This is a genomic window from Paraburkholderia sp. J8-2 (assembly GCF_905220195.1).
GTDB lineage: Bacteria > Pseudomonadota > Gammaproteobacteria > Burkholderiales > Burkholderiaceae > Paraburkholderia.
Genome location: NZ_CAJMZA010000040.1, coordinates 23,164 through 37,515 on the forward strand (window position 1 = coordinate 23,164; position 14,352 = coordinate 37,515).

General features: G+C 64.7%; 12 protein-coding genes and 1 other RNA gene. 5 read left to right on the forward strand and 8 right to left on the reverse strand.

Features of this window, described 5'->3' with window-relative positions:
- Position 1: 1 nt before the first annotated feature.
- Positions 2–1,009 carry a lipoyl synthase gene (gene lipA / locus U5A52_RS38815; RefSeq protein ID WP_321939454.1) on the forward strand — a complete coding sequence of 336 codons (1,008 nt, stop codon included), beginning with the start codon at positions 2–4 and terminating at the stop codon, positions 1,007–1,009.
- A 44-nt stretch (positions 1,010–1,053) separates the two neighbouring features.
- Here lipA and U5A52_RS38820 read toward each other — a convergent pair whose 3' ends face one another.
- The 8 genes from U5A52_RS38820 to trxA form a co-directional block, all read right to left on the reverse strand.
- Positions 1,054–2,421 (reverse strand): MATE family efflux transporter, encoded by a 1,368-nt coding sequence (locus tag U5A52_RS38820; protein WP_321939457.1) that lies wholly within the window; start codon positions 2,419–2,421, stop codon positions 1,054–1,056.
- 7 nt (positions 2,422–2,428) lie between these two features.
- Positions 2,429–4,183 carry a glycosyltransferase family 39 protein gene (locus U5A52_RS38825; RefSeq protein WP_321939459.1) on the reverse strand — a complete coding sequence of 585 codons (1,755 nt, stop codon included), beginning with the start codon at positions 4,181–4,183 and terminating at the stop codon, positions 2,429–2,431.
- A 321-nt stretch (positions 4,184–4,504) separates the two neighbouring features.
- Positions 4,505–4,768, reverse strand: coding sequence for a type B 50S ribosomal protein L31 (locus U5A52_RS38830; RefSeq protein WP_069267507.1), 264 nt, complete (start codon positions 4,766–4,768; stop codon positions 4,505–4,507).
- 157 nt (positions 4,769–4,925) lie between these two features.
- Positions 4,926–5,762: a M90 family metallopeptidase gene (locus U5A52_RS38835; protein ID WP_321939461.1), complete on the reverse strand. Its 837-nt coding sequence runs from the start codon at positions 5,760–5,762 to the stop codon at positions 4,926–4,928.
- Between the two features lie 35 nt (positions 5,763–5,797).
- A complete protein-coding gene (locus U5A52_RS38840; RefSeq protein ID WP_321939463.1) occupies positions 5,798–7,354 on the reverse strand; it encodes an MFS transporter in 1,557 nt (518 codons plus the stop codon).
- Positions 7,351–7,893 (reverse strand): MerR family transcriptional regulator, encoded by a 543-nt coding sequence (locus U5A52_RS38845; RefSeq protein WP_321939465.1) that lies wholly within the window; start codon positions 7,891–7,893, stop codon positions 7,351–7,353. Before U5A52_RS38845 ends, U5A52_RS38840 begins: the two co-directional genes overlap by 4 nt.
- A 162-nt stretch (positions 7,894–8,055) precedes the next feature.
- Positions 8,056–9,318, reverse strand: coding sequence for a transcription termination factor Rho (gene rho, locus U5A52_RS38850; protein ID WP_027818379.1), 1,263 nt, complete (start codon positions 9,316–9,318; stop codon positions 8,056–8,058).
- A 294-nt stretch (positions 9,319–9,612) separates the two neighbouring features.
- Positions 9,613–9,939 (reverse strand): thioredoxin TrxA, encoded by a 327-nt coding sequence (trxA, locus tag U5A52_RS38855; protein ID WP_027818380.1) that lies wholly within the window; start codon positions 9,937–9,939, stop codon positions 9,613–9,615.
- Positions 9,940–10,393: 454 nt separating this feature from the next.
- Here trxA and ffs point away from each other — a divergent pair.
- The 4 genes from ffs (at position 10,394) to recR (ending at position 14,313) form a co-directional block, all read left to right on the forward strand.
- An RNA gene (ffs, locus tag U5A52_RS38860) (signal recognition particle sRNA small type) lies at positions 10,394–10,492 on the forward strand.
- A 221-nt stretch (positions 10,493–10,713) separates the two neighbouring features.
- Entirely contained in the window at positions 10,714–13,122 is a 2,409-nt protein-coding gene (locus U5A52_RS38865; protein ID WP_321939467.1) for a DNA polymerase III subunit gamma/tau, read from the forward strand.
- An 82-nt stretch (positions 13,123–13,204) separates the two neighbouring features.
- A complete protein-coding gene (locus U5A52_RS38870) occupies positions 13,205–13,531 on the forward strand; it encodes a YbaB/EbfC family nucleoid-associated protein (RefSeq protein ID WP_028204938.1) in 327 nt (108 codons plus the stop codon).
- Between the two features lie 185 nt (positions 13,532–13,716).
- Positions 13,717–14,313, forward strand: a complete 597-nt coding sequence (gene recR, locus U5A52_RS38875) for a recombination mediator RecR (protein ID WP_321917192.1) — start codon at positions 13,717–13,719, stop codon at positions 14,311–14,313.
- Positions 14,314–14,352: the final 39 nt, after the last annotated feature.

Below are 14,352 nucleotides of genomic sequence, written 5' to 3' on the forward strand. Positions count from 1 at the left end.
CATGGAGGCCGCTACGTCCCGTACGTCTCATGCGCCTCACGTGTCGAGCACGGCGCTCGGTCAGGAGGGGCTGCGCAGCCGCGAGAAGCTTGCGCGGATTCCGGTGAAGATCGTACCTCCCACCGGTAGCGACTCGGTCTTGCCGAAGCCGTCGTGGCTGCGCGCACGGCCGCTCATGAGCGAGACCGTCGCGGGCGTGGCGGCCGTATTGCGCGAACACCGGCTTCATTCGGTGTGCGAAGAGGCGATGTGCCCGAACATCGGCGAGTGCTTCGCGCAGCGCACCGCGACTTTCATGATCATGGGCGGCCTTTGCACGCGGCGCTGCCCGTTCTGCGACGTCGCTCACGGGCGGCCCGCGCCGCTCGACGAGGATGAACCCGCGCATCTGGCGGCGGCGGTCGCGGCGCTGGGCTTGCGTCACGTCGTCATCACGTCGGTCGATCGCGACGACTTGCGCGACGGCGGGGCGGCGCACTTCGCGCGCTGCATTGCACAAGTGCGCGAGCGTGTGCCGGGGATCGGCGTCGAAGTGCTGACGCCGGATTTTCGCGGCCGGATCGCCCGCGCGCTAGACGCGTTTTCGCTCGCGTGGCCCGACGTGTTCAATCACAACATCGAGACCGTGCCCTCGCTTTATCGCGCGGCGCGGCCAGGTGCGGACTATCGCGGCTCGCTCGATCTGCTGGCGCGCGCCAAAGCGGCAAACGGTGCGCTCGTCACGAAATCAGGGCTGATGGTGGGGCTGGGCGAAACCGACGCGGAGCTGCTCGCGACCCTGCGCGATCTACGCGAGCATCGCGTAGAAGTGCTGACGATCGGGCAGTATCTCGCGCCGTCGAAGTTTCATTTACCGGTGAAGCGCTATGTGCATCCTGATGAATTTGCCGGGTTACGCGCGGCAGGCCTCGCGATGGGGTTTAGCGAGGTCGTGGCCGGCCCGCTTGTCCGTTCCTCGTATCACGCGGCGCAGACGGTGGAGTCGGCGCGACGAGCCGAGGCGGGGTGAGCTGTCTTTGCAACTAACCGCCAAACGCATTTTGCGACAGCAGGCTACGCGCCTGCTCGCAAAAATCGCGTACTCACCCGAGAGAGATAGAACAGAAGTCCAGCACCGGCAATCAACAGGCTCGCCATGTTGGCGAGCCAGAAGCCGCGCGCGCCCGTTGCCCAGGCGGGCATCGTGCCGGTCACGTCAAAGCCCAGCGCGTAGCCGCCGCCAAGCCCCACGCCCCAGAGCGCGATCGCATAGATGATGGTCGGCACGACCGCGACCTTGTAGGCGCGCAAAGCGAAGGCCGTCGTGATCTGCAGCGCGTCGAACACGTGATAGCAGGTGACGATGGCGACGAGCGGCATGGCCGCGACCGCCACGGCGGGGTCCGGCGTGTAGCCGCCGATGATGAGCGGGCGCAGCACGAACACGATCGCGCCGTAGCAGCAGGCAATCGCCACGGCAGTGACCACGCCGTGCCGCGCGAGCGTGCGCGCCTCGGCCGGGCGATTGCCGCCCAGCGCCTGCGCAACGAGCGTCGAGGTTGCCACGCCGATCGACAGCGGCGTCATGTAGAGCACTGCGCCGATGTTGCCGGCGATCTGATGACCGGCGAGCGTGGTCGTGCCCATGCGCGCGATGAAGATCGCCATGAACGTGTACGACGTCACTTCGATGAGGTAGGAAAGCCCCATCGGAATGCCGAGCTTAAGCAGTTCGGCCTGGCGCTTCCACTCGGGCCAGCAGAAGTGCTTGAAGATTTCGAACGGCGCGAATACGTCGACACGCGTGAACGCGACGGCCGCGCACAACGCAAGCGCCCAGTTGATCGACGTGCTCGCGAGCGCGCAACCCGGGCCGCCGAGCGCCGGCACCCCAAGACCGCCGAAGATGAGCCACGTGTTGAGCGGCACCTTTAGCACGAGCGCGCCGACTTGCAGGAACATCACGAGGCGCGGCCGCCCCACGGCATTGGCGAGCGAGCTGTAGATGCGAAAGGCCAGCGCCGCGGGCAGCCCGAACGAGAGCAGCCGCAGATAGCCGACGGTGCGCTCGCGCAGCGCTTCGGGCGCCCGCGCGAGGTCGAGCAGCGGACCGGGAAAGTAGAGGATCGTGAAGCCGATCGCCATCAACACGAGCGCGAGCCAGAACGCCTGGCGCACTTCGAGACCGATTTCGGTGTCCTTGCGCGCGCCGTAGAGCTGCGCCGCAACCGGCTGCAGCGCGCTGAGAATGCCTGTGAGGGCAATGTAGACCGAGACGTAAATCGACGATCCGAGGCCGAGCGCTGCGAGGTCGAGCGCCGAGTAGCGGCCGACCATCGCGGTGTCGATCACGCCGAACGCGATGATCGCGAGCTGGCCGACCAGCACCGGCCACGCCAGCGCGGCAATGCGCCGGACGTCACCGACGAGCGTCGTCGTCACCGCAGCCTCAGTCCGGACGCTTGCGCCAGACATGCTTCTTGAGCGGCGGCGTCGGGCGGTCGGTGCGCACGTACAGGCGGAAGCGTTCGTCGCGGTCGGCCGCGCGGCGGCCTTCCCACACGAGCTTCCACACGTAGTCCGGCATCGGGCTCGGCTCGCTGTAGTCCTGCGTGTCCTGGCGCAGGATCACGTCGCAGTCCTCGTTGAACGAGAAGTGCATCTTGCCGAAGTACGCGAAGGTGGCGATCTGCGCGTCGCCGAGGCGCACGGGCGAAATGCACTGATAGTCGGCGGGCAGGTGCGCGGCGATCTGCTCGGCCACATCCTTGTAGGTCCGGCTGTAGTTGACGACCGGCAGCCAGAGCGTCATGAGCAGCACCCACATGAGCGTGGTGCCGCCGCTCGAGAGCACGACGCTGCGCCACAGCACCTTCGGATGACGCGCCACGCGCCACTGCACGAGCGCCATCCAGCACACGGTGACAGCCACCGCGCACACGAACGAGAGAATCTTGAACTGCGGCACGAAGCCCGGCGCGAGGCGCGCGAGATTTCGTGCGAGCGGCGCAGGGAAGCCGGTCATGCCCGCGAGCCACACGAGCCACACGAAGGTGCCGAGAATCGTGAAGCTCAGCACCGCGAACCAGTCGATCGCGTTGATCGCGCCGCGCTTGAGCGTGGGCAGCGCGAAGGTCGCGAGCACCGAAAGCGCGGGCAGCACGAGCATGAAGAGCCGGTTCGATTCGTGGCTCTGCACGACCACGAGGATGAGCAGCGGCACGATCACCGACAGCGGAATCGCGATGTGCGGCTTGCGGCGCAGTCCCGCCCAGCTCACGAAGGCCCAGATCGCCAGCGGCCACGCGGGCCAGGTGAAGAGCGGCAGGTTCTTGGCGGCGTAGCGCAGCACGTAGCCCGGCGGTCCCGCAAAGGCATTGACGTTGGTGTGCGCCCACTGGTTGAGAAACCAGACGGCGTCGTCGGGGTAGAAGTGCAGCGCCAGCAGCGGCCATGATGCGGAGATCACGAGTGCGACGGGCAGGCCCGCCACGAGGAGCCAGCGCGAGCGCGTTTCGGGCGCGATGGCGAGCATGGCGAGCGTGCCGATCAGGAGTGCGCCCACCAGCACGGGGCCGCTCGAAAGCATCACGATGCCGAGCGCGAGGCCCCACCAGAGGGCGCCCTGAACCGGCTTGTCGATGGCGCGCACGATGCCGTACACGACCATGGCGATGCCGACGAACTGCATGAGTTGCGGCGTGGTTTCGTGACCGCGCTCGGCGAGACCGAAGCAGGCGAGCAGAATGAGCAGGGCGCCGTCACCGAGGGTGCGGCCGTAGTCGCGCGGCTCGGGCTCGCCGCCGAATGCGTACTTGAACGGCTGGACTTCGGGGCGTCGGCCCAGCAGATACGCGCTGTACCAGACGAACGCGCACGCGAGACAGAACAGCACGCCCGTGGCGATACGCGAGGCGTTGCTGGCGTCGACCCACGGTGCGAACAGGCGAATACAGGCGGCGCCCAGCCAGTAACCGAGCGGACCGTTCTCGGTCACGTACTTGCCGACGAGGTTCGGCAGCAGCCAGTCGTGCGAGGTGCCGCCCGCCATCGTCCACATTACGCCGAAGCCCGCCGCATCCTCGTTCTTCCACGGGTCGCGGCCAAAGAGGCCGAACGCCGCGAAGACGATACAAATGGTCAGCAGCAGCCAGCGCGGCAGGGCGCTGGTGGCGGAGGCGGTCAGTCGAATGGCTGGCTTCATGCAGTACGAAGGGAGACGGATAAACCGGGCGTGCTCGAGCGGGCGGCTCACACGCGAGGATCAAGCAGGCATGCGCGGCAGACGGTACACCCGGCCGTGCGCCGCGGAGCAATCCGGCATTCTAGCCGGGCCGGTGACCGCGCGTCACGGCGTTAGCCGCGTATTAATCCAACGAAATATCTGAAAAGGGACGGTAAGTCGCATCCGCCTGGCCCGCTGGACTGCACAACGGTGGCGCAGACAACAAAAAAGGGCAGCGTATGCTGCCCTTTTTGTGCACGTTCAATGCGGGACCGGCGAGAAGCCGGTGCGGCGAAGTGCTTACTTGCCGGCCTTGCCCGAGGCGCGTGCGCCGAACTTCTTGTTGAACTTCTCGACACGGCCTGCCGTATCCATGATCTTTTGCGTGCCCGTGTAGAACGGATGCGATTCCGACGACACTTCGATCTTGGCGAGCGGGTAGGTCTTGCCGTTGAATTCGGCGGTTTCGCGCGTCTGGATCGTCGAGCGGGTCACGAACTTGAAGTCGTTCGAAACGTCGATGAACAGGACTTCGCGGTAATCCGGGTGAATGCCTTCTTTCATGATTATTCCTTAAATCTGGCGGTAGCCAACCCGCGTGCCTGCAACACCATGCTGCCGACTTTGCTCGCGCGAGCCACTTACCCAAGGGTCGAAAAACGGCGATTATGCCAGATAATCAGCCGGTTGGCGAATTTTTGAGGGCTCCGCGCGACAGGTTTCAGGCGGGCCGGCCGTCCAATGCGCCCACGCGCGCCGGGTCCTGGCGGTAATACCGCGCAAGCAGCCGGTAAAGCTCGGGATATTCCGCTTCGAAGGCCTTCGGCTTGACGAAAAGCGCCTCGCTGCACACTGCAAAGAACTCCGACGGATGGTCGGCGGCATAGGGGTCGATCAGCGAATCGCGCTCGAAGCGCGCCCAGCGGCGCTCCGGCACCGCGTCCACCTTGTCGCAGAACTGATCAAAGGCGTTGTCGAACACGTCGGCCCACGCCTGCGCGTCGAGCGGCGCGTGCCAGCGTCGAAAAAGGGGCGGATGACCGTCGGCCTCTCCGTTGAGCATGTCGATCTTGTGCGCGAACTCGTGGATCACGACGTTGTACGCGTCGCTGCCATCGGTCATCTGCGCGTCTTCCCACGAGAGGATCACGGGGCCGCCTTCCCAGGCTTCGCCGCTCGCATCGTGCTCGACCTCGTGGACCACGCCATCCTCGTCCTCGACGGTTTTGCGGATCACGAATTCGCCCGGATAGACGACGACGCCCACCCAGCCCTTGTAGAGATCGAGCGAAAGATTGAGCACGGGCAGCGACGCTTGCGCGGCGATTGCCACAGTCATCGGGTCGGTCAGTTCGAGATCGTGCGCCGTCGAGAATTCCTTTTGCGCGATGAAGAGGCTTGTCAGCTCGCGCAGGCGCACGAGGTCGGCGGCGTCGAGGTGCTTGAGGAACGGCAGCCCATTGACCGTAGCCCGCCAGAGCGCGTCGTCGATCGCGTAGGCGCGCAGCGCTTTTTCGCGGCGGCGCGCGTCGAACCAGTGAGAGAGTTTCGAAAGCATCGCTGGGTGTGTTTTCCCGTGCGTCTGAGTGTCGTTCAGTCAATCTGCTTTTGCCACGCGGCGAAGATCCCGCCGCACACCGCCACGCCAATCAGGAAGTAGAACCCGTCGAGCGAACTCAGAAAGCTCGCCTGCTGCGCGACCATGCGGCTCACCTGCGCGAGCGCGAGTCCATGCGCTTCGCTTGCGGACCGGCCCATGAGCTCGAACGAATGCGTGAGCGCGGCGTACGTGCTCTGAAACGCCGGGTTGAACGGATTCACGAATTCGGCGAGCCGCGTCTGGTGCAGCGCGAGCCGGTGCTGCTCGACGATGATAACCGTGGCGGTGGCGAACGATATCGTCAACTGCCGGACGACGTTTTTCAAGCGGTAACCGTGCGTGAATTCTTCGATTGCGAAGATGCGAAACGTGAGATTCGCGACGGGCAGCACGATGAAGAGCAGCAGCAGGCCGCGCAGCAGCAGCGGCGGGATGAGCCAGGCTTCGCTCGCCTCTGGCGTGAGCTGCGTCATCCAGAACGAGATGAACGCCGAGAGCACGAAGCCTGGCACGATGATCCATTTCTTGTGCGTGATGAACTTCGCGTAGCGGAAATAGAAAAAGAGCGCGCCGGCCGAGATGAGCGATGTGACGCCGGTGAGGCGGCCGGCATTTTCGACAGGGTAGTTGAATCCGCCTTCGAGCAGCCGCGAGACCAGATAGCTGAGTGCCGTGCTCAGGTAGTAATAGGCCATGTAGAGCAACAGGCCCACCTGGAACGGTTTCTCGCGTAGCGCGTGCAAGCGCATGAGCGGCTTCGGATGATGCCACTGGTGCCAGCCGAACCAGGCGAGCGCGGTGACGCCGACGAGCGTGAGCAGGATGATTTCCGGCGACGCGCTGAAGAGTTCGAAGCGCACCTGCTGCATGGCGATTTGCAGCGCGCCCTGCGCAAACGCGAAGAGGATGTACGGCCAAAAGTGCGCTTCGCCGCGCTCCTCGGGCAGCAAGTGACCCGTATCGGGCAATGCGAACAGGGCTAGCACGGCATAGAGCACGCCTGCGGGCGCGCAAAAGGCAAACAGCGCGCGCCAGTCGAAATGCGCGACGAGCTGACCACCCACGAGTGGCGCGAGCGCGCTGGAGAGCACGATGAGAATGAGGAACGCGCGCGTTGCGACCGGGCGTTGCTGCGGCGTGAAGCTGATCTGGATGAGGATGCGGCAGGTGCCCATCATCGGGCCGATGAAATAGCCCTGAAATCCGCGCGCGAAGGCGAGTTCGATCGACGATTCGCACAGAGCGGCCGCGATTGCGCCGGCGGAATAGAGCAGCAGGCAGCTAGCCACGTAACGCCGGTAGCCCATGCGCTCCACCCACCATTGCTGCTGCAGGATGCCCAGAACGGCGCATACGGCGTAGGCGCTCGACGACCAGACGAGCTCGTCGGGCGAAGCGTTGATGCCGCCCGCGATATAGCTCGTGAAGAACGAAAAGATCGCGTTGTCGTAGTAGTCGAGACCGGTCGCGAGGGCGAGTACCCATGGGAAAAAGTCGCCGCGCAGGCGCGCCGCGCTGAGGATCGGCTCGCGGGGCTGGGTCGTGCTCATGCCGAATCGTTGTCGTCGCGTGCTTGGCCTGAAGGCTCTGTGGCCTTGCCGCTCGCGGCCGCCTTGCGGCGCCGCGTGGCGGCGAGGCGTTGCTCGATCAATTGATCGGAAGGCTCGCCGGCCAGCCGCCGCTGCAGGTAATCGAGATCGTCGGCAAGCTCCGCGCGCACCGTCTGCGCTTCCTTCAACTCACGGCGCACGTCCGCAATGCGCGTGTCCAGCGTTGCGATCTGCTGCGCAAGCGCGTTAGCGATTTGCTGCAGCGACTCCTGCGAATAGCGCCGGCGGCCTTCGCCCGCCTGCTCGAGCGGCCGCTTGAGCATTTCGGTGATGCCGTGCAGCGAAAAGCCGAGTGCGCGCAGCCGCAGGATGCGCGAGAACTGCTCGAGGTCGTGCTCGTCGTAGAGCCGGTAGCGGCCTTCGCTGCGCGAGGGGCTGACGAGCCCACGCTCTTCGTAATATTTGAGCGTGCGCGGCGTGACATTGAGCCGCTCGGCGGCGTCGCGCACCGTGAGTAGCGCAGGGGAATCCTTGGGCATGGGGCACTCTTTTTTCGCCGTGGGGCGATCGAGACATGCCGCGCATTATAGTTCAACGTGAACGTTCACGTACAGGTTGTGAGATCGCACGATGTGCTGCCGGAAAAGAAAAACGCCCGCGAATTCGCGGGCGTTTTGCGCTGACTCGAGCGGGCGAGGGCGTTAGCCGCCGCGGCGCATCATGTCGAAGAACTCGGAGTTGTTCTTCGTTTGACGGATTTTGTCGAGCAGGAATTCCATGGCCTCGACTTCGTCCATGTCGTGGATAAACTTGCGCAGCACCCAGATCTTCTGGAGGATGTCCGGCTTGATCAGCAACTCTTCGCGGCGCGTGCCCGACTTGTTCAGGTTGATCGACGGGTAGACGCGCTTTTCCGCGAGGCGGCGCTCGAGGTGCACTTCCATGTTGCCGGTGCCCTTGAACTCTTCGTAGATCACGTCGTCCATGCGGCTGCCGGTTTCGATCAGCGCCGTACCGATGATGGTGAGCGAGCCGCCTTCTTCGATGTTACGTGCCGCGCCGAAGAAGCGCTTCGGACGTTGCAGTGCGTTGGCGTCCACACCACCCGTCAGCACCTTGCCTGATGCGGGCACAACGGTGTTGTAGGCGCGGGCGAGACGCGTGATCGAGTCGAGCAGAATCACGACGTCGTGCTTCATTTCGACGAGGCGCTTGGCCTTTTCGATCACCATTTCGGCGACCTGCACGTGACGCGCAGCCGGTTCGTCGAAGGTCGAGGCGATCACTTCGCCTGCCACCGAACGCTGCATTTCGGTCACTTCTTCCGGACGCTCGTCGATCAGCAGCACGAACAGGACCACGTCGGGGTGGTTCTGCTTGATGGCGTGCGCGATGTGCTGGAGCATCACGGTTTTACCGGACTTCGGCGACGCGACCAGCAGGCCGCGCTGACCCTTGCCGATAGGCGCGATCATGTCGATGATGCGGCCCGTCACGTTCTCCTCACCGCGCATTTCGCGCTCGAGCAGCAGCACCTTGTTTGGGTGCAGCGGCGTGAGATTCTCGAACATGATCTTGTGCTTCGAGGCCTCGGGCGGCTGGCCGTTGACCTTGTCCACCTTCACGAGCGCGAAGTAGCGTTCGCCGTCCTTCGGCGTGCGCACTTCACCTTCGATCGTGTCGCCGGTGTGCAGGTTGAAGCGGCGGATCTGCGACGGGCTGATATAGATATCGTCCGTGCTGGCGAGATACGAGGTTTCCGGCGAGCGCAGGAAGCCGAAGCCGTCGGGGAGCACTTCGAGCGTGCCGTCACCGAAGATCGTTTCGCCCGTCTTGGCGCGCTTTTTGAGAATCGCGAACATGAGTTCCTGCTTGCGCAGGCGGTTCGCATTTTCGATCTCGAGGCCATTGGCCATCTCGATCAATTCGGACACGTGCAGAGACTTGAGCTCGGAAAGATGCATACGGAGAACCCGTCGGGGAGGATGCGACGAAAAGAAGTCAGGGGGAACAGAAGCGAGCGGAACCGCTCAAGGACTTTTGCTTGAAACTTTGCTTGAAACTTTTATAAGGGCGCCGGATAGACGCTTTATGAATTCTAGCATAGCACACGCCAGAAACCGTCAGTGAAGACCGACAGCAAGTTTTGACGTGTTTTTATGGTGCGTGTTGTCGCATGACAACACGCACCATTGCGTGGCTCGTTCCCTTGCTGGCCGGACAATGCGCCCGGCAGGGCGGGGCGGCCGACGAAGAAGTTACAGGTGGCTGTCCAGGAACGCGGTGAGCTGCGACTTCGACAGCGCGCCGACCTTCTGCGCCGCCACGGCGCCGTTCTTGAAGAGGATCAGCGTGGGGATGCCGCGCACGCCGAACTTCACCGGCGTCGACTGGTGCTCGTCGACGTTGATCTTTGCGACCTGAAGGCGATCGCCATAATCCTTCGCGACTTCATCGAGAATCGGCGCGATCATCTTGCACGGACCACACCACTCGGCCCAGAAGTCCAGCAGCACGGGCTTGTCCGATTTCACGACGTCCTGTTCGAACGATGCGTCGCTGATATGCTTGATTTGTTCGCTCATTGTATGAATACCTCTTTCGATTCGAGGCTGAGTAAATTGCTCGCCACGATACACCAAAACTGAAAATTCATCCGGGGCCGCCGGGGCGGCCAGACCGAACCCGAGTCACACGTCCGAATCACACGCCATTCGCACGAAAACCACGTGGCCCAGCCAATTGCCGACGCCAGTGTAGCCTAAATCCCTATGCGTTGCCGACGGTGATAGTACTCATGCCGCAAACAGGGTTTCCGTCCTGCAGACCACATTCGGCGGGATATTCCGGCAGCGGCGTGAGTATTTTCGCGGGGCGTTTTCGTGCGACACCTTGTGTTCCTGAACGCTATCTGGAGGCGGCGCGGGCCGTTGCAAGAGGGGGCGCTTCATGGTGCGCAAGGACGTCCGGAGCGGCTTGGCACGTTTTTTCGCACTGCAGCAGTCGCATTGCTGCGCGAGCGATGTTAGAATGCGCCGTGACGGGCCTCCTCGCATGGAGGGGCGGTCAACCTGGTCAGGTCGGGAACGAAGCAGCCACAGCCGTTTTCCGCCAGTGCCGAGGGTCAGGCTCGTCACCTTCCTCTTTTTTCTTCCGGTTTTTCCCCCCGATACGACATTCACGCCGCGCAATTGACTGCGCGACGCAGTGCTTCGTTCGTCGTGTTTTTCAAGCCTTCATCGCCGCTGTTTCGGCGCTCCGCAATCGCCCGCTGGTGCCGCCGCGCGGCCGCGGGGCAGTAAGCATTGGCCGCCTTTCGATTCATCTGGACGCGCGGGCGTTGCTGATACAATTTCCGGATGACCTATCAAGTTCTCGCACGCAAATGGCGACCGAAGGATTTCGCTTCGCTCGTCGGACAGGAGCACGTGGTGCGCGCGCTCACGCATGCACTCGACGGCGGCCGCCTGCACCACGCGTATCTCTTCACAGGCACGCGCGGCGTGGGCAAGACGACGCTGTCGCGGATCTTCGCCAAGGCGCTCAACTGTGAGACCGGCGTGACGTCGAAGCCGTGCGGCGTGTGCCGTGCGTGCCGGGAAATCGACGAGGGGCGCTTTGTCGATTACGTCGAGATGGATGCGGCGAGCAATCGCGGCGTGGACGAAATGGCTGCGCTGCTCGAGCGTGCGGTCTATGCGCCGGTCGATGCGCGCTTCAAGGTCTACATGATCGACGAAGTGCACATGCTCACGAACCACGCCTTCAATGCGATGTTGAAGACGCTGGAAGAGCCGCCACCCCATGTGAAGTTCATCCTTGCGACGACCGATCCGCAGAAGATTCCGGTCACGGTGCTGTCGCGCTGTCTGCAGTTCAATTTGAAGCAGATGCCCGCGGGCAACATCGTCGAGCATCTCACGCACATTCTCGGTGAGGAGAAGGTCGAGTTCGAGCAGCAGGCGCTGCGCCTGCTCGCACGCGCGGCCGACGGCTCGATGCGCGACGCGCTTTCGCTCACCGACCAGGCCATCGCGTATTCGGCCAACCAGGTCACCGAAGAAGCGGTGCGCGGCATGCTCGGCGCGCTCGATCAAAGCTATCTCATCCGCCTGATCGACGCGCTCGTGGCCGGCGACGGCGCGAACGTGCTCGCCATCGCCGACGAAATGGCGCTGCGCAGCCTGTCGTTCTCCACGGCGCTGCAGGATCTCGCGAGTTTGTTCCACCGCGTTGGCTGGGCGCAATTCGCGCCTTCGTCGGTGCTCGACGAGTGGCCCGAAGCCGACGACATCCGCCGTTTTGCGCAGTCGTTGAGCCCGGAGCAGGTCCAACTTTTCTATCAGATCGCGACCCTCGGCCGCAGCGAGCTAGGCCTCGCGCCCGACGAATACGCGGGCTTCACGATGACGCTGCTGCGCATGCTCGCGTTCGAGCCTTCCGTGGGCGCGGGCAGCGTGGGCAGTGCGCCGGCTTCGAAGCCCGCTGTGGCGGGTCCGGGCGCGCGTGCGGCGGCTCCGGTTGCGGCGTCGGCGCGCGGCGCGGAGCCTGCCGTTGCGCAGCCGTTCGCGCCGAAGCCGGCAGCACCCGTGCCGCCGCAAGCCGAAATCCTGGCGAGTGTGCCGCCGGCGGTGGAAGCCGCTCCGGCGAATACGCCCGTTGTCGAGCCGCAAGCGAGTGCGCCTGCACCGCTCGCCAAGCCAGCGGCCGAAGCGCGCGTCGTGCCGCCCTGGGAGGACGAGGGCGCGTCTGCACCGAACGTGAGCACGGTGCCGGATGCTGCTGCCGCCGAGGTCGAACCGGCCACAGCTGCACCCGCTCCAGCCGAAGGGACGCAAACCGTTCAAAGCGCCGCAGCCGTTGCGCCCGCACCGCAAGTCGAGACGCGTGAAGAGCCTGCAACTGCGGCGTCCACGCGCGGTGGCGCAAGCGCTGCGCTCGACGTGCTGCGCAGCAAGGGCATGCGCGTTGCCACGGGCCGCGCTCCCGCAGCCGCTGCCAGCGGGGCCGCCCCGGCGCCCGCGCCGAAGGCTGCGCCGCGCATGGAAGTGAAGGTGCCGACGCCCGATCCGGCCCGCCGCGCCGCCGCCGCGCAGGAAGCGCAGGCGCGCCAGCCGGCGCGCAACGCCAACGCGCAGCAAGATGCCTCGGGCGCGCCGCCGTGGGACGATATCCCGCCCGACGACTATGTGCCGCTCGGCGCCGACGACGCGTATTTCGCGCCGCCCGACGATGGTTTCGTGTCGGCCTACGACAGCGAGCCGTCCGCGCCGCGCGCCGGCGCTTCGGCGCCGACGCCGTCGCCGGCCGTGGTCGATGTGAGCAAGCTGCCGCCGGGCATCCCGCTCGATCCGATCGGCTTCACCGGCGACTGGCCCGCGCTTGCCGCCACGCTAACGCTGAAGGGCATCTCGTACCAGCTCGCCTTCAACAGCGAACTGATGGCGCTCGAAGGCACGCTGCTCAAACTGAGCGTGCCGGTGCCGCAGTACGCCGAAGCCTCGCAGGTGGCGAAGCTGAAGACGGCGCTCGCCGAGCGTCTTGGCAAGGCCGTTGAAGTGAGCGTGGAAGTCGGGCCTGCACGCCGTACGGCGGCCGCGCTCGACGCCGCAGACCGCGCCCAGCGTCAACGCGAAGCCGAGCGCGAGATCGGCGCCGATCCCTTCGTGCAGCAACTGATTCGCGACTTCGGCGCGAGCATCGTGCCGGGCTCGATCCGGCCGGTCGCGCCGGACGCCGCATCGGGCGGCAGCCAGGCCGCCCACTGATTTGCGCCGCGCGGCGCGGCAAGCGTCGCGCGCTTTTGAGCGCATCGATTCGAACGACTACGATCCAGAAGGAGCAGTGACTATGTTGAAAGGCCAACTCGCAGGGCTCATGAAGCAAGCCCAGCAGATGCAGGAAAACATGAAGAAGATGCAGGAGCAGCTTGCCCAGATCGAAGTCGAGGGTCAGGCGGGCGCCGGTCTCGTCAAGGTCACGATGACCTGCCGCAACGACGTGCGCCGCGTGTCGATCGATCCGAGCCTGCTCGCAGACGACAAGGACATGCTCGAAGACCTCGTGGCCGCGGCGTTCAACGACGCGGTGCGCAAGGCCGAAGCCACGTCGCAGGAAAAGATGGGCGGCATGACCGCCGGTCTGCCGCTGCCGCCGGGCTTCAAGATGCCGTTCTAAGGAACGTTGCGAGCGCCGCGTCTGCTTTCGGCAGGCCGGCGCCCGCGCGTCTCGCGTGCCTTCTCGTGGCCGGTACGGCTGCGCAGGCGCTGGCATCGAGGCGCCAAAGCTACCAGGCAGCAGCCAGTCGTCGCAAGAAGCTACATCCGCTTCAACCCCCGTCGCGCATCTCGCGCTGAATCCGCATGAAACAACCTTCCGCTCTCGCCGCTCTCGTCGAGGCGCTGCGCGTGTTGCCCGGCGTCGGGCCGAAGTCGGCGCAACGCATGGCGTATCACCTGATGCAACACGACCGCGACGGTGCCGAAAAGCTCGGCAAGGCGCTCCTGTTCGCGACCGAGAATCTGAAGCATTGCGAGAAGTGCAACACCTTCACCGAAGCTCAGGTCTGCGAAACGTGCCTCGACGAGGAGCGTGACCCGACGCTCCTGTGCGTGGTCGAAACGCCGGCCGACCAGATCATGCTCGAACAGACCATGACGTACCGCGGTTTGTATTTTGTGCTGATGGGGCATCTGAGTCCGCTCGATGGCATCGGTCCGAAAGAGATCCATTTCGACCGCCTCGTGAAGCGCGCCTCGGACGGCGTTGTCAAGGAAGTGGTGCTCGCAACCAATTTCACGAACGAGGGCGAGGCAACGGCCCACTACCTCGGCCAGACGCTCAAGGCGCGCGGGCTCGCCGTCACGCGCCTCGCACGCGGCGTGCCGGTGGGCGGCGAGCTCGAATACGTCGACGCGGGCACCATTGCGCGAGCCATGCTCGACCGGCGCTCGATGTAGCGTTTCGCCATGCCTTGGCGCCGTTAGCCGAACAGAACG

What these genes read in the sequence shown, in the direction of transcription:
- U5A52_RS38825 (WP_321939459.1), bottom strand. Translation starts at nt 4,183, where the DNA reads ATGAAGCCAGCCATTCGACTGACCGCCTCCGCCACCAGCGCCCTGCCG.
- recR (WP_321917192.1), top strand. Translation starts at nt 13,717, where the DNA reads ATGAAACAACCTTCCGCTCTCGCCGCTCTCGTCGAGGCGCTGCGCGTG.
- lipA (WP_321939454.1), top strand. Translation starts at nt 2, where the DNA reads ATGGAGGCCGCTACGTCCCGTACGTCTCATGCGCCTCACGTGTCGAGC.
- trxA (WP_027818380.1), bottom strand. Translation starts at nt 9,939, where the DNA reads ATGAGCGAACAAATCAAGCATATCAGCGACGCATCGTTCGAACAGGAC.
- U5A52_RS38865 (WP_321939467.1), top strand. Translation starts at nt 10,714, where the DNA reads ATGACCTATCAAGTTCTCGCACGCAAATGGCGACCGAAGGATTTCGCT.
- U5A52_RS38830 (WP_069267507.1), bottom strand. Translation starts at nt 4,768, where the DNA reads ATGAAAGAAGGCATTCACCCGGATTACCGCGAAGTCCTGTTCATCGAC.
- U5A52_RS38870 (WP_028204938.1), top strand. Translation starts at nt 13,205, where the DNA reads ATGTTGAAAGGCCAACTCGCAGGGCTCATGAAGCAAGCCCAGCAGATG.
- U5A52_RS38845 (WP_321939465.1), bottom strand. Translation starts at nt 7,893, where the DNA reads ATGCCCAAGGATTCCCCTGCGCTACTCACGGTGCGCGACGCCGCCGAG.
- U5A52_RS38835 (WP_321939461.1), bottom strand. Translation starts at nt 5,762, where the DNA reads ATGCTTTCGAAACTCTCTCACTGGTTCGACGCGCGCCGCCGCGAAAAA.
- U5A52_RS38840 (WP_321939463.1), bottom strand. Translation starts at nt 7,354, where the DNA reads ATGAGCACGACCCAGCCCCGCGAGCCGATCCTCAGCGCGGCGCGCCTG.
- rho (WP_027818379.1), bottom strand. Translation starts at nt 9,318, where the DNA reads ATGCATCTTTCCGAGCTCAAGTCTCTGCACGTGTCCGAATTGATCGAG.